This window comes from Nannocystis pusilla, from assembly GCF_026626665.1.
GTDB lineage: Bacteria > Myxococcota_A > Polyangia > Nannocystales > Nannocystaceae > Nannocystis > Nannocystis pusilla.
Genome location: NZ_JAPNKE010000002.1, coordinates 2110144 through 2132944 on the forward strand (window position 1 = coordinate 2110144; position 22801 = coordinate 2132944).

Below are 22801 nucleotides of genomic sequence, written 5' to 3' on the forward strand. Positions count from 1 at the left end.
TGATCCGATCGATCGCCATCGTCGTCGTCACTTCGCGCCGGGGGCCTCGACGAGCTTGAGGATCTTGCCGGCGCTGGTGGCCGGCATGGCCTGGTCGAGGTGCAGCGCTCCGTCGACGATCGGCACCACGAAGGCCTGCGGCACGCCGACCCGGCCGCCGCGGGCCTTCACCCACGACAAGAGGTAGCGCTGCTGGGCCGCCAGCGCGGCCGAGGCCTCCTCGCCGTCGATGCAGGTGCGCAGCTTGCCGCCGGGGCCGAGCGCCTCGGCGACCTCGGCGAGCGCCTTCTCGACCTTGTCGGTGGTGAACCGCGGCGCCTCGGTGTCCTGCAGGTCGAACAGCGCGGCCAGACCGTCGAGGCCGCGGCCGGGGGCCAGCCGCTCGGCGCACAGGGCCGCCAGCGCGCCGAGGCAGGCGTTGTTGCTGCGCGCCTCGCCGTGGGTCTGCGGCTTGCCGTCGCCGTCGACGAACTCGTGCGAGGGCAAGTAGCGCTCGTCGCAGTTGGCCCGCGGGAACAGGTAGACCCACAGCTCGGCCCCGTGGGCGCGCAGGCGCGGCAGCGACTGCTGCAGGAGGTGGAGCTCGCGGCGGCACAGCGGGCAGGTCGGGTCGACGAAGAGCATCACCGCGGCGCGCGGAGCGTCGACGGTGGCCGCGATGGTGACGGGCGGCGGATCGGGCGGCGGCGGCGGGCAGGTCACCGAGCGCGCGGCGAGCTGGTAGGCGAGGGCGGTCCCGCCGGTGGCGAGCGCCCAGATCAGGACGGCCCGCGCGGCGCCGACTCTCGCCTGTCCTTCAGGGCAGGTGGGCGCGGCGCCGCGGACCAGCAGGGCGCCGATGAACGCGACGGTCAAGGTGCCGTACAGCGCGACGCAGAACGGGCACATGTGCGCGAACTGGGTGAAGGCGTACAGGCCGAGCGCGAGCGACACCGCGACCCCGAGCGCGCCGAGGGCGAGCAGCGCGGGCGCGGCGACCTCGGCCAGCGGCCCGCGCCGGCGCAGCACCGCGGCCGCCAGGAACATGGTCGTCACGACATGTCCGATCGACCATACGCCGAGCGGGAGCCCGAGCAGCTGCGACCAGCCGCTGGCCAGCGCCTCGGCGCAGGCCGGGCCGTCGTCGCCGCCGGGGCAGCCGCTGGCGTCGCACAGGTGGTCGGCGCCGAACTTGAGGCGCACCAGCCAGGCGCTGACGAGCAGGCCGACCAGCCCGGACGCGAGCGTCAACCACGCGCCGACGCGGATCCGCGACGGGGGCTGGGACGGGGTGGCGATCGTCGGCGCGGTCACTTGCCTCCCACGGGCAGCAGGTCGTCGGCCGCGTCGGCGGCGGGCTGCGTCTTCTTGGTGGTGCTCTTGCCCGCGGGCTTGGGGGCGTCCTTGGCGCGGAACGAGTACGTCAGCTCGCCGCCGCCGTCGCTGGCCGGGAACTTCGCGCCGTCGAGCTGCGCGGCGATGCACTCGCGGAACGAGGCCGGGGTCGCCTGCACGTCGGCGACGGCGCCCTCGGGGGCCACGAGCAAGGTGAAGCGCAGGCGGTCGGCGCCGGGCTTGGCGCACACGCGCAGGTCGGTCAGCCGGCGCTCGAGCTCGGCCTCGACCTTGCTGGCCGAGAACGGTCGCGCGGACTGCGAGGTGGGCGGCGGGGGCGTGGCGACGGGCGCGGCCTCGGGCGCGGAGGCGGGCGCGGTGACGGGCGGCGTCGCGGCGTCGACCGGCGCCTCGACGCGCGCCACCTCGACCGGCGCGGGCGCGGGCTCGACGGGCGCGGTGGAGGCCTTGGGGGCCGAAGCTGCAGCCATGCGGGCCGGCTCGGCGTGGGCCGTCGCCTCGCGCACGAGCAGCTGGTGCGTCGGCGTCGGCCGCACGTCGACGAGCGGCACCCGCCCCGAGCCGCCGCGCCCGGGCTTGCCCTCGGGCGCCAGCGACCACGCGCCGCCGAACAGCGCCGCGGCGGTGGCCGCCGCGATCGCGGCCTCGCGCCGCCAGCTCGCGCCGGTCGTCGACGCCTGCACCACGGTCGCCTCGCGCGCCGCCGAGCCGCTCGGCGGCACCGCGCGCGGCTCCTCCAGCGCCAGCCGCAGCGCCGCGGTGACCTCCTCGACCGAGCGGAACCGCCGCGACGGGTCGCGCTCGAACGCCTGCATCACCGCGGCCTCGATGGTCACCGGCACCTGGCCGCGCACGTGGTCGTGCAGCGGCCGCGGCGGCTCGTGCATCTGCGCGTAGGTCATGTCGCCGGCGCTGCCCGGCAGCCACGGCAGGCGCCCGGTCATGAGCTTGTAGATCGTCACGCCGAGGCCGTACACGTCGGTCGCCGGCGAGGCCCGCGACTCGCCGGCGAGCAGCTCGGGCGCGACGTAGCCGGGCGTGCCGAGCACCAGGCCGAGGCCGGTCTGCTCGCCGCTGGCGTCGAGGTCCTTGGCGATGCCGAAGTCGATCAGCTTGACGAAGTCGTCGCCGCCGTCGCCGCCCTCGACGAGGAAGCAGTTCGACGGCTTGACGTCGCGGTGGATGATGTTGCGGGTGTGCGCGGCCGCCAGCGCCTCGCACAGCTGGAGGCCGATCGACGCCGCGCGCCGCCACGGCAGCGGGCCCTCGCGCGTGAGCACCTGGTCGAGGTCGCGGCCGCGCAGGAACTCCATCACGAAGTAGATCTCGTTCTCCGGCGTGGTGCCGACCAGGAACGCCCGCGGCACGTGGCGACTCTCGATCTCCGCCATCGTCCGCGCCTCGCGTTGACAGCGTCGGCCCATGTCGGGGTCGGCGGTGAAGCGTCGGTCGAGGAACTTGACCGCGTACTCCATGCCCGACGCGCGGTCGACCGCGCGGTACACCGCCGCCATGCCGCCCTTGCCCAGCCGCTCCATGATCCGGTAGCGGCCCTCGAGGAGGATGCCGACGCGTGTGTCGGACTTGGGCGGCGGGTGCATCGTCGAGGTCACGTGCGCCTCGGCGTGCTCCGCCTCGCCGAGCTCCTCCTCGATGAACTTCACGACGCGAGGCTAGCCCCGGCGCCGCCGTCGGTAAAGTGGCTCGCCGGCCGCACGGCGAGCTCCGCCGCCGGCCCGTGAGCGCCCCGCGCTGGCCGGATCTCCGGCGGATTCGCCGTCGAGCAGGCGCTGGCGGGCCTCGCGAGGTCGGACGAGGTGACTGCCTGTGAGATGCCAGGACCGCCCGACGTGCGTCGTCCCAAGTCGCTCGCGGCGGCGCCTCGAACTCGCGCGCCATCGCGCGACCGCCGCGAAAACCGCCCGGAGCGGCGGCCGATCGGGGGTGATATGACTGATGGGGCATGTCGGATCGGACATGACCCAAGAGCTGAAGAGCTCGGGCGCCGCGCCGGGCTCTGCCGCTGTCTCGCTGAAACGGCCGCGTAATCGCTGTTCCGCCGGCGTTTTCCGCATCGCCCATCCTCGCGCGAGCGGGTGACCCCGGAGTCGGCGGCCGGAAGACCCGGCGTCGCGCGAGCCGGCCTCGGGGCCGGAGGGCGGCCGGTTCGGGCGGCGCCGCGGCGCGCAATTTTCCCGCGGCGCCGAAACGTCCTAGGATCGACCGCATGCTCCGCGAGGTCCTCCTCTTCACATTGCTGCTCGCTGCCTGCGGCGACGACTCCATCGCCACCACCGATGACGGCTCCGGCAGCAGCGGCAACAGCTCGACCACCACGACGACCGGGCCGACGCCGACGACCGGCGACACCACGACGACGACCACGACGACGTCGACGGGCAGCGATTCGGACGCGAGCAGCAGCGCGGGCGATACCACGACCACCGGCACGACGACGACCTCCACCAGCGAGACGACCACGCAGGGCGTCGACACGAGCTCGTCGAGCTCGACGACGACGACGACCGGCACGACCGCCGAGGAGACGACGACGACGACGACCACGGGCGAGACGACGACGACGACGACCACGGGCGAGACGACCGACACCACCGGCGACACGGGCGAGGTCGTCGGGCCGCCGGTGCCCGCGGGCCTGTGTACGATGGGCGTGCTGACGAGCTTCGTCGAGCCGATGGCGCAGGCCGAGGAGCTGCACATCATCGGCGTGTACCAGGCGACCGGTAACGCCCTCACGGTCGACGTCGCCCGCACCGACGTGCCGCTGACCCTGGTGCTGTCGTCCTACGAGCCGGTCGCGTTCACGCTGAACCTGGCGCCCGGGGTGCTGCTCGAGCACGTGATCCTGAACGGCTACAACACACACACCGTGCAGGGCCAGGGCGCGGCGACGGTGACCGACGTGTCCGGCCAGTTCAACTTCTACGCCGCCTGCGCCTATGAATGGCCGGAGGACGACGGCGGCTGCAACACCCCGGGGCTGGTCGCCGGCGCCGAGGCGGCGACCGGCCTGAGCCTCACCACGTTCGCGGCTTGTTACGAGGGCAGCAGCTTCTCGCTCGATTGATGCCGTCGCGTCGCCGGCCCGAGCCTCGGCAGGTTCAGGGGTCGTCACGCGGGCTCTCGCTCGATCGATGCCCGCGCCGCCGAGCTGCGCGGGTTTTTACGAGGGCAGCAGCGCCTCGCGCGATCGAGGCGCTCGCGTCGCTCGCTCGCCGGGCGGTGCTTGCGCGCACAGGCTGTGCGGCCGCGCGGACCGGCCCGCTCGCGGCCTCCTCGTGTCCCGGTCGCCGTGAAATCGGGCGAGTGCCCGGCACAGCCCGGTTGCCGCGGCGACGCGATGACGCATGCCTGGCCGCGAACCGAACGACGCGAGAGACGACCACCATGACCGAGAAGACGACCGCGACCTTGACGACCTACCTGACTGACATGCACGCGCTGGTGAATCACGGCCTGCGGGCGATCGACCGCCAGGCGCGCATGCTGACCGGCACGAGCCACCTGCAGGCGCTCGGCGCGGTGCAGGAGTTCCAGCGCACGCTCGAGGGCCACCTCAAGCTGCTCGACGCGCGCACCGAGGCGCTCGGCGGCAAGGTCACGCAGCCGTTCAAGGACGCGGTCACCACGGTCACCGGCTTCCTCGCCGGCATCACCAACCGCTTCCGCCCGCTGAGCGCGTGCAAGGCGATCCGCGACGACTACACCTTCCTGTCGCTCGTGGCGGTCAGCTACTTGATGCTGTTCACCACCGCGAACGGCCTCGGCGACCGCGACACCGCGATGCTGGCCGAGCAGGGCTACCGCGACGCGGCCCGCCTGGTGATGCACATCGACCGGATCTTGCCGAGCCTGGTGGCCCAGGAGCTGCGCGAGGACAACCTGCCGGTCGCCGACCTCGAGCGCCAGAGCCGGACGATGCTGGCCCGCGCGTGGAAGCGCGAGGAGAGCGAGCTCGGCCTCGAGACCAACGCGACGGCCTGAGCGAAGACCCGCGCACCGGACTGCCAGCATTCGCCGGCCTGGCGGGTGCGGGCATTCGTGCGTGCGTCGCGGCGGCCGCTGCGAGGAATCACGGGCTCACGAATGGGTTTGTGAATGTGGGCAGTTTCGATCATGCTGAGGCCGTGCGCCTGGGCCTCTGCTGCACCTTCCTCGAGGAGCCGATCAAGTTCCGCCACGCCACCGCGCGGGTCGTCGGGGCCAAGCCGCGGGCGGCTCAGCGGCTGTACCTCGGCGAGATCGCGCTCGCCAACGCCGACGCGCTGGCCGCGGCGGTGACGTGGTGCGCGGAGCGGGGGATCGGCGCGTTCCGGGTCTCCTCGCAGTTGTTCCCGCTCGCCACCCACCCGGAGGTCGGTTACGCCCTCGAAGAATTGCCGACCTGGAGCGGCGTGGAGCGGCGGCTGGCGGCCGTGCGCGAGCTGGCGCGAACCAGAGACGTGCGGCTCAGCTTTCACCCCGATCAGTTCGTGGTCCCCGGCTCGGCCTCGCCGGCGGTGGTGGAGAGCTCGCTGGCCGAGCTCGAGCACCACGGGCGGATGGCCGAGCTCGTCGGCGCCGAACAGGTCACGCTGCACGGCGGCGGCGCGCAGCCCGACAAGGCGACCGCGCTCGCGCGGCTCGAGCGCGGGCTCGATCGCCTGTCGCCGCGGGGGCGCGAGCGGATCGTCCTCGAGAACGACGACCGCGTGTTCACCGTCGACGACCTCCTGCCGGTGTGCGCCCGCGCCGGCCTGCCGCTCGTCCACGACGTCCATCACCACCGCTGCCTGCCCGGCGAGATCCCCGTCGAGGAGGCGATCGAGCTGGCGGCCGCGACGTGGGGGGCGCGCGAGCCGTGGGCCCACATCTCGAGCCCGAAGGGCGGCTGGGCCAGCAAGCAGCCGCACGTCCACGACGACTACATCCGCCCGGCCGACGTGCCGCGGGCGTGGCTGGGCCGCAAGATCACCGTGGACGTCGAGGCCAAGGCCAAGGAGCAGGCGGTGCTGCGCCTGGCCCGGTGGGTCGCGGCGCAGGCGAAGCCCCGGGCGGCGTGAACGTCGAGGTCGGCGCGACCGCGAAAGGCTCGAAAGGACATGTCTTAAAGAGCATGTCAATCGAGGCGGAGGACTCGCGGTGCGCTGCGCCGGCAGGCCCGAGGGCCTCCTCGTGGCCCGCTCGAACATCGACGCCCACGCGCGCGCTCCGGCGTGGCAGCGCATGAGCACCCGCGCCGGCTGTATCGAGGCCGATCTCGAGGTCCAGCTGTACGCGCGGATCGCCTGAATGCGCGAATCATCGTATCATGCGATGTGTCCCGAAGGACATGGATGTAACATCAGAATCATCGATATGTCCCGAAGGACATGTATAAATGCGATGACCGCATGCCCTGTCATTCGCCGGCGGCGAGGACGCGGACCTCGCCGAGGTACATGTAGCCGGCCTTGCGCACGCGCACGTAGCGGTAGGGCGTGCGGTCGTCCCAGCGGGCCTGCCAGATCGCGCGGTGGGGCAGCGGCGTGGCGCCGAGGCGGGCGAGCACCACCGCGTCGCTCGCGTCGGGTTGGTTGGCGCCGACGATCTCGAGCTCGGCGCGGGTGCTGGGCTGGTCGAGCTCCCAGCGCGTCACCACCTCCGCGCCGGCCAGCGCGCGCGGCTGCTGCAGGTCGACCTGCCACCACGGGGACGGGTCCTCCTCGCCGCCCTTGGGCGACCAGCCGGTGCGGCCGTCGCCGTCGTTGCCGTGGGCCTCGGGGTGGCCGGGGTCGAAGATCGACGAGGCGGTCGCGGGCAGGCCGCGGGCGAGGTCGTCGGGGTGCATCGGCCGGTGCTCGGGCGACAGGCCGGCGGCCGCGACGATCGCCTGCGCCTCGGGCGGCATGCTCGCGCCGAACACCACGTTGTCGGCGATCGTGTTCGACGGGTGCGGCGGGTCGGGCTGGACGAACGGATTGTCGAGCTCGCTGTAATTGCCGGTGATGACGTTGTTCGTCGCGTCGGTCGCGTAGGTGGTGCACAAGAGCCAGTAGTCGACTTTCTCGACCACGTTGCCGGTCACCGCGTAATGCTGGGTGCCGTTGTCGAGGTAGAGCGCGCCGTACGGGTGGCCCTGGTTGTGGACGTAATTGCCCTGGGTGGTCGAGCCCATCTGCGCGCCCAGAGTGTAGATGCCGCCGCCGTCCTCGAGCACCCGCAGGTGGTAGGCGACGCGGTTGCCCTCGATGTGATTGTCGAGCGAAGACGCCGGCGTGGGGTAGTCGACGTCGACCGCGCCCCAGCCCCAGCCGACCGAGATCCCGGTGTACGGCAGGTCGAACAGGTCGTTGTGCTCGATCCGCGTGCCCTCGGTGTAGCCGGCCCAGATCGCCACGGTGCTCGGGTACTCGACGCCGGTGCGGGTGATGAAGTTGTCGCGGAGCGTGTTGTCGGCGACGATCGTGGCCGGGTCCTCGGGGTGGTGGTGCCACGGCTGGGTGACGTCGCCGAGCTGGATCGCGCCGGCCGAGATGTCGTCGAAGCGGTTGCCGACGACGAGGTTGTCGTGGGCCCCGAGCTCGAAGGACAGGGCGCCGGCGCCGAGGTGGGTGAAGGTGCAGCCGCTGATCGTGACGTGGTCGGCGGCCTCGAAGCGGACCGCGGCAGGGGTCTTCTCGCTGGCCCAGGTGCCGCCGCCGACCAGGCGGATGCCGGCCTGCAGCTCGACGTAGCCCTGCGCGCCGCTCGGAGCCCGCCAGGTCGAGTGAGCGAAGGTCAGGCCCTCGAAGCGGACGTGGCGCAGCGGGGCGTCGAGGGTACCTGCCCCATGGAGCAGGGTCTCGAGGACAGGCAGCACCGCGGGCGCGGCCTGCAGGTCGACGCCGGCGCGCGGGATGTGGTCGACGGTCTTGGCGTCGCGATCGAGGTAGAACTCGCCGGGCTCGTCGAGCAGCTCGCGGGCGTTCTCGAACCACTGCGGCAGGGCCATGCTGAAGTCGCCGTTCATGTCCTGATGCAGCTGGGCGTCGGTCCAGCACGGGCTCTGCACGGTGACCTCGGCGCCGGCGACCGCGGCGAGCGGGCAGCGGAAGCTCTTCCAGAACCGGTGGCCGACGACCTCGACGGCCGTGATGTCGGCCCACGCGGCCATGCTCGCGTCGGGGGCGGTGTAGCCGCTGGCGGTCTCGACGAAGCCGGCGGGCGCTTCGGGGCCGCGGGCGCGGACCGCCCGCGCGCCGTCGACCCATAACTGGCGGCTGTCCCCGGGGACAGGTGCGCGGTGGATGCCGTTGTTCGCGTCGACGAGCCGCCACGGGCCGACGGCCACGCCGCCGCTCAAGATCGGGGTCTCGCCCGGGAAGGCCCGCCAGACGACGTCGTGGCCGCCGCTGCCGGAGTCGGCCGCGGCGTGGACCCACGGGGTGGTCAGCGAGTAGGTGCCGCCGCGCAGGTAGACGCGGATCTCGCCGGTCATGACCTTGTTGAAGATACGGACCACCGCCTGGGCGTCGGTCAGCGAGCACGGATCGGTGTACGTGCATTCGCTGCCGGCGGCGTCGGGCGCGGCGTAGAGGACGGCGTCGGGGCAGCCGCCGGGGCCGTCGCAGGCGAGGCAGCCGTCGGCAGGATCGCAGACGCTGCCGGCCTCGCAGCCGCCGCAGGCGTCGACGGGCTCGCCGGTGTCGCCGGTGAGCTGGGTGGTCGCGCTGGTGCCGGTCGGCGGGGTCGTCGGATCGTCCGTGGTGGTCGTGGGCGATGCGCCGGTGGTGGCGGCCGTCGTGCCGCTCGTGGGCTCGCCGGAGGTGGTGACGGGGCCGTCGGTGGGGCGGCCCGGATCGTCGCTGCAGCCGGCGAGCAGCGCGGCGGCGCAGACCAGCGCGCTCCGGACGTGGTGCCTGAATTCGCCGGGACAGCGGGACGGCGCGGGGCGCATCTCGAGGCACGCTACACGAAGTCACGCCGGCGCTGCAGCGGGCGCGGAGGCGCGGATCGGCGCTCGCGGCCGCGGACACGCGCGTGGGCGACGACGAGCGGGTTTACCGATCTCGGCGAGCCGCGGGCCGTGACGGCGGCCCCGAGGCCGGTTGCCTCGACTGCAATTGCCGGCGTGAATGCGCCGACTCGCGCCGCTCGGGCTGATAGGCTCGCGCCATGTCTTCACGCCGCTTCGTCGTTGCTACTCTGGTGCTGATGGGGTCGTCCGCTTGTGGAGGCGATCCGGGCGACAGCAGCGGCTCGACCGATTCGGGCGGCACGACGGAGACGACGACGTCCACGGGCATGACGACGACTTCGAGCGCGACCGAGTCGGAGTCCGATGCGACGACGGCGGCGCCGACGAGCACGAGCACGAACACGTCGACGACCGGGCCGGGGACCACCGAGGCGCCGACGAGCACGTCGACGACGACCACCGGCGATCCGTTCCTCTGCGAGGTCGACATGGAGGGCTGCTGCGACGTCGACCTCGAGGTCGAGGCCGACACCTTCTTCGCCGATGTGGTCGACGGGGTGAGCCTGGAGGGCTGCCCGCTGCTGGACTTTCCGCCGCCCGATTTCGCCGATCTGAAGTGCCGACACTTCAGCTTCGGCGCGGCTCCGGAGCTGCGACTCATCCGAGACGACGGGAGCGTCTCGGCGCCGTGGGTGGGGCAGAGCGTGATGGTGCTGCGGTTCCCGAGCGCGGACGGGGCGCTGCTGCTCGACGGCGAGCCGATCCCGCACGAGGTGATTCAGGCCGCGCACCTCGAGCTGTCGGCCGAGGTCGACTGGACGCTGTTCGCCGGGCTGCGATTCGCCGTGCACGGGCTCGACGCCGACGCGACCTGGCTGGAAGGCCAGGGTGACGGGGCGACGGGGTGCGTCGACGATCTGGCGTCGTTCGCCTGCCTGGCGTGCGGCGCCGAGGTGGACGCCGCGTGCGCGACCGAGTGGCCGGAGCCGCCGGGGATGTCGCCGCCGCTCGGGCTCGTCGAGGGCTTGAAGGGCGAAGACCCGGGGCTGCAGCCGATCGACCTCGCGCCGCTCGGGGCGGCGAGCGACTGGGTGCCGGCGATCGCCGGCGGGCTGGTCATCGCCCCGGACGCGTCGAAGTTCATGGGCCAGGCGTTCGAGGAACTGGTGCCGGCCCCGGGCTTGCTCGTACGGACGCGTGAGTCGTTCGCACCGCCGCGGCTGCGGCTGCGGCTGTGCCAGCCGTGAGGCGTCGTCACCCAGGTGCTGCGCAGGTCGGTCGCCGTCACGACGCGGCGCGCACGGGAGGCCGCGCTCGCGGTCGTCGGCCTCGCATCACCGATGAGCGCGAGACCACGATGCGCCCGCCGAGCGGCTCGGCGCCGTCTCGGGTCACGACGTGCCGGAGAAAGACGACGCCGTCGCGCGGAGCGGTAGGGGGTTCACGGCCGGTTCGGCGGGGCCGCGGAGGATGCAGCGCTGCGCGCGAGCAGGCAGTGGCGCAGGCCCTCACGCAGGTTCGGCAGGCACTGCAGGTCGCGCGGTGAGTGCTCGAGGTCCGCGAGGGTCCGGGCGACGCCGGGGCTCACGCCGGTGATGACGGCGCGGCAGCCGACGAGCTTGACGGCGCGCACGAGCTGGATGAGGTGGTCGGCGGTCTCGGCGTCGACGCCGTCGACGCCGGTGAGGTCGACGAGGGCGGCGCGCGAGCGCGTGGCGACGACCCGCTGCAGCAGCGCGTCGGTGACGGCGAGGGCGCGCAAGTGATCGAGGGTGCCGACCAGCGGGACCGCGAGCACGCCGTCCCACACGTCGAGGATCGGGGCCGACAATTGATGGATCTCGTGGCGCTGACTCTCGATGAGCGCCAGCTTCTGCTCGATGTCCTGGTTGGCCTGCAGCAGCGCCGCGTGGGCCCGCTCGCGCTCCTCGTGGCTGGCCTTGAGCTCGGTGATGAAGACCCGCAGGCCCTCCTCGAGCAGGCCGAAGTTGTCCTCCTGCGCGTCGGCGGCGAAGTGGGCGAGGGCCGCCGCGAACTCGCCGACCGAGGCGAGGCCGACGACGGCCATGAGCCGGTGGAAGCGCTCGGGCGCGGCCGTCAGCAGGCCTTCGACCTCACCGGACGACATGGGGACCTCCGGCGGCGCCGAAGCGCTCGGCGGCGTGGTCGGCGATCCAGCGGCGCGCGTCGGCCTCGTCGCGGAAGAACTCCATCTCGATGTGCTGGTTGCCGACGATCCGGACGGCCTGGAACATCAGCGTCGCCAGGGCGCGGGTGGCGAAGCTGGCCCCGTACACGGCGACGCCGGAGACCGTGTGCTGCTTGTGCCACTCGCCGACGTAGCGCCGCGTGTCGGTCGGGATCCCGTCCATCTGCGACATATCGGCGAGCAAGTAGCAGCGCCCGGTCTCGGCCATGACCTGCGCCAGGAACTCGTGGACCGTCCGCGCGTGCTCGAGCACGAAGGGCCCGCGGAACACGAGGTGAACGATGTCCGCCTCGCGCGTCAGTTGCAGGGGCTGGCTCGCGGTCTTGATCGCCACTGCGGCCAGCGTACCACGGCGCGGGCGAACGCTGCTCCGTCGCGCAGCGAGAGCCGCGAACGATGATCCCTCGATCGCGCCGGCTGCGGGCGCGCGGGCGCGCAGGGGGCCCCGGAGCCCCCGGAGCCCCCGGGCGGCCGGGGTGCGCCGTTCGTCATGAACACTGTTCGGTGTCGCCGTTCGCGGCGGGCTCACTGTCACATTCGCGGCTCAGCCCCGCGGTCGCGCGGCGGCTTGCAGGCGCTCGAGCGCGCGCAACAGCTCGGCGTCGCCGGCCGGCGGCAGTTGGACGCGGAAGGCGAGGTACAGGTCGCCGACCTCGCCGCCGGGGCCGTGGACGCCCTGGCGACGCAGCCGCAGCTTGTGCTCGGGCGCGCAGCCTGCCGGGATCTGGACCCGCACGGCGCCGCGCGGCGTGGCGACCTCGACGGGGTCGCCGCGGTAGAGCTCGAGCAGGGTGACGGGCACCGCGAGCGTCAGATCGAGGCCGCGACGGGTGAGGGCCGGATCGGGGAGGACGCGGAGCGTGACGTGCAGATCGCCGGGCGGGCTGCCGGCCTCGCCGTGGCCCGGCAGGTGGACCACGTCGCCGTCGCGGGCGCCCGCGGGCACGGCGACGTCGACGATCCGGCCGCCGACGCGGACCTGCACGTGGCAGCCGACCACCGCCCGCGCCAGCGGGACCGACGCCTCGGCGCGGGCGTCGCGACCCATGCCGCCGCTCGCGTCGTCGTCGTCGTCGTCGGTGTCGACGTCATCGGCGTCGTCGTCGAGCCGGACCTCGCGGCCGCGCCAAAAGCTGCCGAGGAGGTCGTCGAACACGGTGCGCCGCGCGTGCTTGAGGTCGTCGAAGTCGAGGTCGCCGGCGTCGTCGGGCAGGTCGTCCGGCTCGTCGTCCGCGGCGGCGCCGGGGCGCGCGGCCCCCCACGGCGAACCTTGCCAGGTCGGGTCGCCCGCCCGCTCGCGCGCGGCCCGGGCCCGCGCGGGGTCGAAGCCGCGGGTCAAAGAGAGCTCGCCGAACTCGTCGTACAGGGCCCGGGTGCGGTCGTCGCCGAGGATCGCGTAGGCGTCGACGATCTCGCGGTAGACCTCGTCGCCGGCGTGGCCGCGGTGTACGTCGGGGTGGAAGCGCCGCGTCAGCTCGCGGTAGGCCCGCTTGATCGCGCGGGAGTCGGCGTTGCGTTCGATACCGAGGACGACGTACAGGTCGCGCACCCGATCAGGCTAGCGCGGCGGACCCGGCCGGGCCAGGGTCGCCCGCGCTCCAGGGGGTGTCCCGAGGGACATGTGCGAGTGGCCTCCGGAGCATGTCCGGAGGGACAGGCTATTCCCGGGCCGGACGCCTGGCACAGCCGGCCGGCTGGCCCGCTTCACCGGCCCGCTCCCGGGGTGCTGCCCGTCGGGGAGCGGTCGCTCTTCCGGCGGGTGACACGTCCCCCTGGACAGGCGATTCCGCGGCGGCGCGAGCGGCGACGCAGGTGGCCGGGCTCTCGGGACATGTTTGAAGGGACAGGATATTCCCGCGGCGGCGCAGGGGGCCGGACTCTCGGGACATGCTCGAATCGACAGGCGATCCCCGGAGGCCGCGCGACGGGCCAGGCCGCCGGGCCTGGCGACATGTCCGGAGGGACAGGCGAGCTGCGCCACGCCGATGCCTTTCCGAGCATGTCCGGAGGGGCAGGCGATCCCCGGCGCTTCACGCCGGCCGGACCAGGCCGCCGGTCTCGCGGAGGCGCCGCAGGTCGCGCGCCGGCGGCTCGCCGAACAGCCGGCTGTACTCGCGGCTGAACTGCGAGGCGCTCTCGTAGCCGACGCGGAAGGCCGCGCTGGTGGCGTCGAGCGCCTCGCTGAACATCAGCCGGCGGGCCTCCTGCAGCCGGAGCTGCTTCTGGTACTGCAGGGGGCTCAGGGCGGTGACCGCCTTGAAGTGCTGGTGCAGCGAGGACGGGCTCATGTGCAGCTCGCGGGCGAACTCGTCGATCCGCAGCGGCTCGGCGTAGTGCTGCTTGAGCCAGTCGATGGCGCGGGCGATCCGGCGCGCCTGGCCGTCGCCGGCGGCGATCTGGCGCAGCCGCCAGCCCTCGTCGCTCTTGAGCAGGCGGTAGGTCAGCTCGCGCACGGCCAGCGGGGCGAGGGCGGCGATGTCCTCGGGGGCGTCGAGCAGGCGCGTCAGCCGGAGCACCGCGTCGAGCATGGCGGGCGTCGCTGCGCTGAGGTAGAGGCCGCGGGCGGGCGCCTGCGGGGCGGGCGGCGGCGGGCCGAATTCCAGCAGCATCTGCGCCAGCTCGCCGGCGTCGAGGTCGAGGCGCAGGCACAGGTACGGCGCCGCGGGGCTGGCCTCGACGACCTGACCGGTGACGGGCAGGTCGATCGTGATGACGAGGAAGCGCGAGGCGTCGTAGACGTAAACCTCGTCGGCCAGGTGGACGCGCTTCTTGCCCTGGGCCACCACGCACAGGGCGGGCTGATGCAGCAGGACGAGCGGCTCGCCGGGCCGCGCGGCGCGGATCAGCGACAGGCGCGGGATGGCGGTCGCGTGCACGCCGTCGCCGGGGGTGTGCCGCAGCAATTGAGCGGCCAGCTCGGCGGTCCCTGGCGCGGTGGTCGCCATCGGCCGAGCTTACGCGCGGGCCACCGGGGCGGCAAGGCTGCAGGCCCCGCGCGCGCGGCGGAGGATCGGGCAAGAGGCGGCGAGGAACAGGCTAACGCGCCGGTGCGGCCGCTTTTACTGTGACTGCGTGGCGGGGCGCTGCTGCAGGCGCCCGACGCAGACAGGAGAATCACCATGTCCGGAATCGAGAACAAGGTCGTATTGATCACTGGCGCGAGCAGCGGCATCGGCGAGGCGACCGCCCGCCTGCTGGCCAAGCACGGGGCCCACGTGGTGCTCGGGGCCCGCCGCACCGAGCGGCTGGCGACGCTGGCGGACGAGATCGCGGGGGACGGCGGCTCGGTCCGCTACCGCCGGCTCGACGTGACGCAGCGCGAAGACGTGGCGGCGTTCGTGGCGTTCGCGCAGGCGACGTTCGGCCGCGTCGACGTGATCGTCAACAACGCGGGGGTGATGCCGCTGTCGAACCTCGAGGCGCTCAAGGTCGAGGAGTGGGATCGCATGATCGACGTCAACATCCGCGGGGTGCTGCACGGGATCGCGGCCGGGCTGCCGGTGATGCAGCAGCAGAAGCGCGGGCACTTCGTCAACCTGTCGTCGATCGGCGGGCACTACGTGGTGCCGACCGCGGCGGTCTACTGCGCCACCAAGTTCGCGGTGCGGGCGATCTCGGACGGGCTGCGGCAGGAGGTCGGCGGCGACATACGCGTCACCGTGATCTCGCCGGGCGTGACCGAATCGGAGCTGGCCGAGACCATCTCCGACCCGGGCGCGCGCGACGGGATGAAGGAGTTCCGCAAGATCGCCATCCCGGCGGCGGCCATCGCCCGCGCGATCCAGTTCGCCATCGAGCAGCCGCCCGAGGTCGACGTCAGCGAGATGATCGTGCGGCCGACCGCGAGCCCGTATTGATGGCACCACGCGCTCGCGGCAGCGGCCGCGCGGCCGCCGCCCGGGGGCCCGCCGGCGGGCGCGGCGGCGCAGGGGCGATCGCGGGGCTCGCCGGGGCCCTCGGCGCGGCGAGGCGCGGCATTGCGAGGAGCGCCGGGCGGGCAGGCGGGCGGTGCTATGGTGAATGCTCGGCGCATTCACCGGAGGCCGCCCCATGCCCCTCGTCGTCCGCATGACCCCATTGCGCAGACCGATCGGCGAATTGCTGAAGTTCGTCGCCGCGCTCCGCGGTCCGCGGCGCGCCGAGACGACCGCGTTCTTCCGCCGCTACGGGGTGCGCCACGAATCGTGGCACTTGCAGGACACCGCGGACGGGCTGGTGGTGCTGGTGGTGACGCAGATCGAGGCGCCGGCCGCGGCCGCCGAGGCGTACGCGGCGTCGACCGAGCCCTTCGAGGTGTGGTTCAAGGCGCAGGTGCTCGAGCTGTCGGGCCACGACCCCGACGAGGATCCGCTCGGGCCGCCGACGATGGCGGTGTTCGCCTGGGACGACCCGCCCGGGAAGGCGTAGCGCCGGTGAGCGGCGCGGCGATCGATGTGTCGATTGGGACATGTCCTGGTGGGCATGTCCCGTGATTCACTTCGAGGCGCCCTCGCAGGGGTCGCGGACCTCGGGGTACGCGTCGGTGGCGGCGAGGGCCCGGCAGGCGGCCGCGAACGCGCCGGCGCGGGTGGCGGGGAGGGTGAGGACGGCGCCGCTGCGCTGGTGCAGGTGCACCGCGGCGCCGTCGTCGGCGAGCCGGGGCGAGTGCCAGTCGCTGGGGTCGAGGTCGCGGATCCGGACCTGCAGCGCGCCGCTGCGGGCGTCGAACACCAGAGTGTCACCGTCGTCGGCGGCCACGGTCAGGCGATCGCCGGTGGGCGAGAAGCGATCGTGGGCGTCGCCGTAGGCGTCGATGCGCTCGAGGGTGGTGACGAGCTCGCCGCTCGGGACGTCGCGGATCCACCCGCGCCCCGGGCCGTAGCACCAGGTGACGAGGCGGGTCTCGTCGGGCGAGAGGTCGGAGTCGCCGTGATAATCGGCGGCGCAGGGCTCCTCGACGCTGAGCTTGACCTCGCCGCTGCCGGCGTCGTGCACGACGGTCCGGCCGCCGCGCTGGACCAGGAGCGAACCTGTCCCCACGAACCTGAACTCTCGGGCATGTTCTTCGGAGCCGGTGGTCGCGACGCTGAAGATCTTCTGGCAGGTCGTCAGGTCCCAGCCGACTGCCGTGCCGTGGCGGTCGAGGGTGGCGGCGAAGCGGCCGTCGTCGCGCACGGCGCTGGCGTACAGCGGCTGGTCGTCGCCGGCGAGGGTGCAGACGCGCTCGCCGCTGCGGGTGTCGAGCACCACGAGCGAGCCGTCGAGCTGCGGCACCGCGAGGCGGTCGGCGGCGCGGGAGAAGGTCGGCTCGATCGCCAGCATGTCGTCGCTGGTGCGGTGGACGACGTGGCGGAACCGCTCGACGCCGGTCTGCGGGTCGAGCAGGCGGACCGACCACTCGGACGGAGCGTCGACCGCCCACGCCCAGACGAGGTAGCCGGCGGGGACCCGGGCGACCTGCGGGACGCCGAAGATGTTCGGGAACGCCGGGACGGTCGCCAGCGGTTCGTCGCTGTCGGTGCGGATCCGGGTGACGCCGGCGGTGTCGACGGTGGCGAAGAATTCGTCCTCGAAGACGAGGACCTTCTCGCCGGGCGGCGCTTGACGGCGACGCAGGGCGCGCGGGTCGCCGCCCTGCCACAGGCGCACCATGCCGTCGTCGCCGGCGGTGGCGAAGCGCCGGCGGTCGGGCGAGGCGACTGCGCGGCGGATCGCGCCGTCGTGGCCGCGGGTGCGCGTGATGACGGAGCCGGTGTCGTTGCTGCGCAGGATCAGATCGTCGATCTCGTAGGAGACGAGGACGCCGCCGTCGAGCTCGGCGGTGGTGATGCCGTGCTTGGGCCACAGGGCGAGGAGCTCGCCGTCCTCGAGGTCGAAGAGGCGGTTGCCGACGAGGAGGCGAGTGTCGTCGCGGAAGAACCGCGGCTCGCCCTGGGCCGGTCCGAGCGAGCGCACGATCCGGCGGCTCTCGAGGTCCCACAGGCGCAGCTCGCCCTCGCCTTCGAGCACTGCGAGACGGTCGCCGCGGGTCGACAGCGCGAGCGTGTGGTAGCGCGACGGCTTGACCCCGGGGACAGGCGGTAGGCGGCCGATCCGGCGACCGTCGCCGGTGTCGTAAAGGTCGACCGCGTTGTCGTCGCGGGCGACGAGCAGCGTCTGGCCGTCGGGCGCGACCACTGCGCTGTCGAGGCCGTCGCCGTCCAGCTGCCAGGCGAGCGCGCCGGTGGCCAGGTCCCAGGCGGCGTAGCGCCAGTCGTCGTCGCCGACGCGGACGCGGCCGAGGATGCGGGTGTCGTCGGCGGCGAAGTGGGGAAAGTTGCAGTCGGGCAGCTCGCGCGCGAGGGTGCCGGTGGCGGCGTCCCACACGGTGCAGCTCGGGCGGTCGCGCGGGGCGACGCCGGTGGTCACCAGACGGGTGCCGCTGCGGTCGAAGGCGAGGGGGCTGAACAGGTGGGCGTGGGCGAGGCCCTCGAGGCTCGGGGTGGCCCACAGCGCGGCGCCGGTGTCGGCGTTCCACAGGCGCAGCGAGCCGTCGACGTGGAGCGAGGCGACGCGGGCGCCGTCGGGCGAGAAGGCGACGCCGACGGCCCCGTGGTGGCCGTCGAGCGTGGCGTAGGGGATCAGCGCGGGCGAGGCGGCGGCGAGGCCGTCGAACACCATCGCCGAGGCGCCGGCGAAGTCGGGCCCGTGCGGCGCCGCGAGCTGGACCCCGCGCACCAGGGCGTCGCGCTCGCGACCTGGCGTGGAGGACAGGCGCAGCACCTCGGCGGCCTGTTCGGCGGCGGCGATGGTGGCCTTTTCGAACTGCGCGCGCTCGCTGTCGGCGGCCCGCAGCTCGGCCAGCAGCTCGGCGCGGTCGGCCCGCTCGGCCTCCTGCGCGGCCTGCCACGCCTGCGCGCCGGCGAAGCCCGCGACGCCGACCAGCGCCGCGCCGGCGGCACGCAGGACGGTGCGGCGAGCCGCGGCCCGACGGTCGCGCGCGAGCTCCCGCAGCAGCGCGGCCATCGACGGCCAGCGCGAGGCCGGGGCGACCTGCAGGCCGCGCACGACGGCCGCGTGCAACCACCCGGGCACGCCGCGGCGGTCGGTGGGCGTGACAATGGCGCCGGAGCTCTTGGCGGCCACGAGGTCGGCGAGGCGCTCGCCCTCGTGCGGCCAGCGGCCGTAGAGGCCCTGCCAGAGGGCGACGCAGAAGGCGTACTGGTCGCTCGCGGGGCTGGCGGCGCCGCCGGCGAACAGCTCCGGCGCCATGTAGACCGGGGTGCCGAGCAGCGCGCCGGTGGCGGTGAGGTCGGCGAAATCACCTGTCGGCTCGGACATGTTCTCCGGGACATCCTCGACGTCGCCCCAGAAGCGCGCCAGGCCGAAGTCGAGCACACGCGCGCGGCCTTCGGCGCTGACGAGCACGTTGGCAGGCTTGAAGTCGCGGTGGACGATGCCGGCGGCGTGCGCGGCCTGCAGCCCGCGGCCGGCGGCGACGAACACCGCGAGGACGGCCTCCCACCGGCGCGGGCCGGGCGGCAGGGCGCGCAGCCAGTCGGCCAGGTCGTGGCCCTCGACGTACTCCATGGCCACGTAGACCTGCCCGTCGTGCTCGCCGACCTCGTGGATCTGGACGACGTTGGGGTGCGACAGCCGGGCCAGCAGCAGCGCCTCGCGGATCTGCCGCGCGCGCGCCCGCGGGCCGGCCTCGCGCGAGGTGTGCAGCAGCTTGACCGCGACCTGGCGATCGAGCTCGTCGTCGTGGGCGGCGTAGACCTCGCCCATGCCGCCGCGGCCGAGCACCCCGAGCACGCGGAAGCGACCGATCCGCGGGGCGGCCACGGAGACGCCGAACAGGGCGTCGGCGAGCTGGGCGCGCACGACCTCGAGCTCGGGGGTGCGGCGCAGCTCGGGCCGCGGCAGGCCGGGGCCGTCGTCGGGGTCGGTGGGGTCGACGTCGGTGAAATGAACGGTGCGGTCGAACGGCGGAAGGGGCATCGGATGGGCTCCACCGGAGTGGTTCCCGTCGCCGCCGTCCTGCTCGCCGGGTCGGTCGAATTTTTCGCGGGCGCGTCGCTCACCCCGGCTCCGGATCGCGCCGGTCCCGCAGCGGCGCGCGCAGCTCGGCCGCCCAGCGCTCGAATCCGGTCTGGGTGCTGTGGGCGAGCGACGGCGACTCGGCGATCCGCTGCATCACCGCGTCGAGCTGCTCGCGCGCCCGCATCAGCCGCGTGCGCACGGTGCCGGGCGGGATCTCGAGCACCTGGGCGATCTCGCCGGTGGTGAGGCCCTCCCAGTAATGAAGCTCGACGAGCACCTGCAGCTCGACGGGGATCCGGCGCAACGCGGCGAGCAGCAGCCGGACCTCCTCGCGCTGGCCGATGGCGGCGGTGGCCGACGGCTGGAGGTCCTCGGCCGAGACGCTGGTGAAGTCGAGGCGCTGCTGCTCGCGCGCGCGGTCGCGGAAGAAGCGGCACAGCTGGCGGTAGGCGATGGCGAACAGGTACGAGCGGAAGCTGGCGCGCCCCTGAAAGCTCGGCAGCGACTCGACGCAGGCGAGGAAGGTGCGCTGGATCAGGTCGCCGCCCTGGTCGCCGACCTTGCTCTGGAAGAATCGCGCGACGGCGTCGTAGTGGCGCTCGAACAGCGCAAAGCCGGCCTTGCGGTCGCCCGCGAGCCAGGCGGCGAGGAGCACCTCGTCTGAAGGCGAGGGTTCGGACACGGGCCACCCAGGATGCCGCGCCCGGCGGGCGGGGTCAAATCGCTGCGCGAGCGCGGCGAGGGCGGCACGCCGCGGCGCGCCCAGGCAGCGCGCGTGGAGCAGCCGCGGGAGCGCCCAGGTGCAACGGCGAGCGCGGACGAACTCCGTCGCACTCGCAGGGGCGCTGCTGGCCTGCGGGCCGCAACAGGCGAACAGCACCGCGAGCGCCGCCGATACGACCACGACGAGCGGTTCGACGACGGGCCCGCTCGCAGGCTCCGAGACGTCCGGCGACGGCACGAGCACGTCGAGCACCGGTCCGAACGGGCCGTACGTGTACGACAACCAGGTCGTCCTGCTCGACGCGCCGAGGACCCGTGGGGAGACCCGGCGCTGTCCGCTTTCCTGCGCGAGTGAGCGCTGCGTCGTGACGCACGCGCCGAGCGACCTTCAAAACGACGGGTCCAACCCCGGCGACGGGCCTCGCGCCTCGCACGTTGCCAGGTGCTGTTCGGCGAGCGAGCAGGGGCTCGGCTCGCCGGCGACGAACGCCGCGTAGTCCGAGCACGACAGCTCGCCGATGCACGCGTACATCGCGGCGAGCGCGGGTCGGCACGCGTCCGCTTCGCCCCGGAGATGGCGAGGTCGTCCAGCGGGGCCAGCGAGGGGTACAGGGAGCGCTCAGAAATACGCATGGCGCGAGCGACCGGCGCGGCGCGAGCTCGTTACTTCAGCGCGCACATCCCCATGTTCCACACGGGGTACTCGCAGTGGAACGAGACGTCGTCGCCGAAGAACCCGTACTCGTTGACGTAGTGCTGGACGTCGTTGGGCACGTTCTCTTGCGCCTGCCCGAAGCCCCAGTCGCTGGCGGTCACGTCGACGGTGACCGGTGACTGCAGGAACATGCCGCCGCCCTCGCCGGCGGTGTTCTGCTTGACGGCGCCGCCCTCGATGACGCTGTTGCAGTAGCTGAAGTAGAGCCCGCCGCCCTGGTTGCCGGCGGTGTTCTCGACGATCGTGGTGTCGGTCATCTTCGTCGGCGCGTACGAGAACAGGCCGCCCCCGTTGACGTCGGCGCTATTGCCGGTGATGGTCACGCCCTCGAGCACGAGCTCCGCGATGTCGTTGTTGCCGTTGCCGTCGTAGCAGATCGCGCCGCCGAACTGCCCGTGGTTGTCGGTGAAGGTGCAGTCCTTGACCGTGACCATCATCGGCTGGGCCGCGTCGTCGATCGCCAGAGCCCCGCCGCACAGCGAGTTGCCCAGCGGGTCGTGCTCGGCCTCGCCGTGTTGGAAGGTGAAGCCCTCGATCGTCACGCTCACGCGGTCGATGAAGATCGGCGTCGAAGTGCCGCTGCCGTCGAGGAACGTCTTGTCCTGCCCGGCGCCGAGCAGCGTCAACGGACGGTCGATCACCACCGCCTCCTGGTAGGTCCCGGGGCACACGGTGATGATCGCCTGCGGCGGGGCCGCGGCCACGGCGGCGGCCAGCGTCGAATACTTGCCCTGCTCGTTGACGGTGATCGGCTCGCCGCCCTCGCAGTCCCAGGGGTCGTCGCCGCCGGTCGTCGTCGTCGTGTCGCCCTCGGTCGTGGCGACGCCTTCGGTGGTGGTGTCACCGGTGGTGTCACCGGTGGTGTCACCGGTGGTGGTGGTGTCACCGGTGGTGGTGGTGTCACCGGTGGTGGTCGTGGTGGTGTCGCCGACGGTGGTCGGGTCGGGGCCCGTGGTCGGGAGGTTCTCGGTGGTCGGGTCGCCTGCCGTCACCGTGACCTCACCTTCGGTGGTGCTCGCGGCGGTCTCGCTGTTCGAGCCGCCATCAGTCACCGTCGCCGCCGACGCGGCGGTCTCGGTGGCCGCGGGGGCGTCGGAGTCGCTGCCGGTCGAGGCTGCGGTCGCGGAGTCGGTGGGCGTCGGGTCGCCGCACGCGATCACGCTGGCACACAGGACACACGACACGACGAGGACGAGACGGCTGGGGTCGCAGAACATGCGCGGTATATGCCCCGGTCGCCCGCCGGCGGTCAAGCACGGAGGACGCTCGCGCGTGCACACGACCCGCGCTCGCTCGCGCAGTCTCGGATGTCTTCTGTAACATGTCCTTAAGATCATGTACGTGGGCGCCCGCGCCGTCGGCCACGACCCTGGCGGCGGGCGGCCACGACCCCGCCGCCGGGCGGCCTCCGACCATTGGTGACAACCCCGAGCGAGACGGCGCCTGCGAGCCACGACGGAGCGCACCTCGCAACGCGCGTGGATGCACTATCCGCGAGCTTCAAGCCGTCAAACGCGCGGGGGACCGGGACGCGCCGTCACGAATGCGAGATGGCGCCTGTGCGGCGGCCAGCCCTGGCCGTCGCACAGGCGCTCATGACCTGTATCGAAGGACACCTCCCGTCGGAGCCGGCGACGGCGCGTCGGCTTCTCACGGCTGCAGCCGTGCCTGGGGTCCGGGGCTGGGCCGGCCGCGGATTAGAGGCGGGATGGGTGCGAGGCACGAGCGCCGATCCTGCCGGTTAACTCGCGGCCGGCCCAGCCCCGGACCCCCGCGAGGCGCAGTCGGCAATACGCGAAGCACCAAGGCCCCGCCCTTCGCGTCTCGCGGCCGGCCCATCCCCGGACCCCGGCGAGGCGCAGTCGGCAATACGCGAAGC

General features: G+C 73.3%; 17 protein-coding genes. 7 read left to right on the forward strand and 10 right to left on the reverse strand.

All coding sequences use genetic code 11. The features are described from left to right. Nucleotides 1-27: 27 nt before the first annotated feature. Together OV079_RS09280 and OV079_RS09285 are read right to left on the reverse strand one after the other, a co-directional pair. Nucleotides 28-1293: a vitamin K epoxide reductase family protein gene (locus OV079_RS09280; protein WP_267767554.1), complete on the reverse strand. Its 1266-nt coding sequence runs from the start codon at nucleotides 1291-1293 to the stop codon at nucleotides 28-30. Next, nucleotides 1290-2999 carry a serine/threonine-protein kinase gene (locus OV079_RS09285; protein WP_267767555.1) on the reverse strand — a complete coding sequence of 570 codons (1710 nt, stop codon included), beginning with the start codon at nucleotides 2997-2999 and terminating at the stop codon, nucleotides 1290-1292. The genes OV079_RS09280 and OV079_RS09285 overlap by 4 nt, the downstream gene beginning before the upstream one ends. A gap of 563 nt (nucleotides 3000-3562) precedes the next feature. Here OV079_RS09285 and OV079_RS09290 point away from each other — a divergent pair. The 4 genes from OV079_RS09290 (at nucleotide 3563) to OV079_RS09305 (ending at nucleotide 6627) form a co-directional block, all read left to right on the forward strand. Next, nucleotides 3563-4423, forward strand: a complete 861-nt coding sequence (locus OV079_RS09290; protein WP_267767557.1) for a hypothetical protein — start codon at nucleotides 3563-3565, stop codon at nucleotides 4421-4423. 320 nt (nucleotides 4424-4743) lie between these two features. Continuing rightward, complete coding sequence (locus tag OV079_RS09295) at nucleotides 4744-5340, forward strand: hypothetical protein (protein ID WP_267767559.1); 597 nt, start codon at nucleotides 4744-4746, stop codon at nucleotides 5338-5340. A gap of 143 nt (nucleotides 5341-5483) precedes the next feature. Beyond that, the gene (gene uvsE / locus OV079_RS09300; RefSeq protein ID WP_267767561.1) at nucleotides 5484-6398 is read left to right on the forward strand and encodes a UV DNA damage repair endonuclease UvsE; all 915 of its coding nucleotides are present in this window, start codon (nucleotides 5484-5486) and stop codon (nucleotides 6396-6398) included. Between the two features lie 79 nt (nucleotides 6399-6477). Further along, nucleotides 6478-6627 carry a hypothetical protein gene (locus OV079_RS09305; RefSeq protein WP_267767563.1) on the forward strand — a complete coding sequence of 50 codons (150 nt, stop codon included), beginning with the start codon at nucleotides 6478-6480 and terminating at the stop codon, nucleotides 6625-6627. A 109-nt stretch (nucleotides 6628-6736) separates the two neighbouring features. On the opposite strand, the gene OV079_RS09310 is transcribed toward OV079_RS09305, so the two are convergent. Further along, a complete protein-coding gene (locus OV079_RS09310) occupies nucleotides 6737-9253 on the reverse strand; it encodes a discoidin domain-containing protein (RefSeq protein ID WP_267767565.1) in 2517 nt (838 codons plus the stop codon). 218 nt (nucleotides 9254-9471) lie between these two features. Here OV079_RS09310 and OV079_RS09315 point away from each other — a divergent pair, with 218 nt between their 5' ends. Beyond that, on the forward strand, nucleotides 9472-10521 hold the full coding sequence (locus tag OV079_RS09315; RefSeq protein WP_267767567.1) for a hypothetical protein: 1050 nt from the start codon (nucleotides 9472-9474) through the stop codon (nucleotides 10519-10521). Nucleotides 10522-10715: 194 nt separating this feature from the next. On the opposite strand, the gene OV079_RS09320 is transcribed toward OV079_RS09315, so the two are convergent. The 4 genes from OV079_RS09320 to OV079_RS09335 all read right to left on the reverse strand — a co-directional run bounded on the left by OV079_RS09320 (nucleotide 10716) and on the right by OV079_RS09335 (nucleotide 14428). Then, on the reverse strand, nucleotides 10716-11402 hold the full coding sequence (locus tag OV079_RS09320; protein WP_267767568.1) for an STAS domain-containing protein: 687 nt from the start codon (nucleotides 11400-11402) through the stop codon (nucleotides 10716-10718). Then, the gene (locus OV079_RS09325; protein WP_267767570.1) at nucleotides 11389-11817 is read right to left on the reverse strand and encodes a SpoIIAA family protein; all 429 of its coding nucleotides are present in this window, start codon (nucleotides 11815-11817) and stop codon (nucleotides 11389-11391) included. The genes OV079_RS09320 and OV079_RS09325 overlap by 14 nt, the downstream gene beginning before the upstream one ends. Nucleotides 11818-12027: 210 nt before the next feature. Further along, nucleotides 12028-13032, reverse strand: coding sequence for a DnaJ C-terminal domain-containing protein (locus tag OV079_RS09330; protein WP_267767572.1), 1005 nt, complete (start codon nucleotides 13030-13032; stop codon nucleotides 12028-12030). 481 nt (nucleotides 13033-13513) lie between these two features. Next, nucleotides 13514-14428 carry an AraC family transcriptional regulator gene (locus OV079_RS09335; RefSeq protein ID WP_267767574.1) on the reverse strand — a complete coding sequence of 305 codons (915 nt, stop codon included), beginning with the start codon at nucleotides 14426-14428 and terminating at the stop codon, nucleotides 13514-13516. Nucleotides 14429-14602: 174 nt separating this feature from the next. Here OV079_RS09335 and OV079_RS09340 point away from each other — a divergent pair, with 174 nt between their 5' ends. After that, complete coding sequence (locus tag OV079_RS09340) at nucleotides 14603-15340, forward strand: SDR family oxidoreductase (RefSeq protein ID WP_267767575.1); 738 nt, start codon at nucleotides 14603-14605, stop codon at nucleotides 15338-15340. Nucleotides 15341-15533: 193 nt separating this feature from the next. Next, nucleotides 15534-15890, forward strand: a complete 357-nt coding sequence (locus OV079_RS09345; protein ID WP_267767577.1) for a hypothetical protein — start codon at nucleotides 15534-15536, stop codon at nucleotides 15888-15890. A gap of 66 nt (nucleotides 15891-15956) precedes the next feature. Here OV079_RS09345 and OV079_RS09350 read toward each other — a convergent pair whose 3' ends face one another. The 3 genes from OV079_RS09350 to OV079_RS09360 all read right to left on the reverse strand — a co-directional run bounded on the left by OV079_RS09350 (nucleotide 15957) and on the right by OV079_RS09360 (nucleotide 22082). Next, a complete protein-coding gene (locus OV079_RS09350; RefSeq protein ID WP_267767578.1) occupies nucleotides 15957-19442 on the reverse strand; it encodes a WD40 repeat domain-containing serine/threonine protein kinase in 3486 nt (1161 codons plus the stop codon). Nucleotides 19443-19521: 79 nt separating this feature from the next. Then, nucleotides 19522-20490, reverse strand: coding sequence for an RNA polymerase sigma factor (locus OV079_RS09355; protein ID WP_267767579.1), 969 nt, complete (start codon nucleotides 20488-20490; stop codon nucleotides 19522-19524). A gap of 380 nt (nucleotides 20491-20870) precedes the next feature. Then, nucleotides 20871-22082, reverse strand: coding sequence for a right-handed parallel beta-helix repeat-containing protein (locus OV079_RS09360; protein WP_267767580.1), 1212 nt, complete (start codon nucleotides 22080-22082; stop codon nucleotides 20871-20873). Nucleotides 22083-22801: the final 719 nt, after the last annotated feature.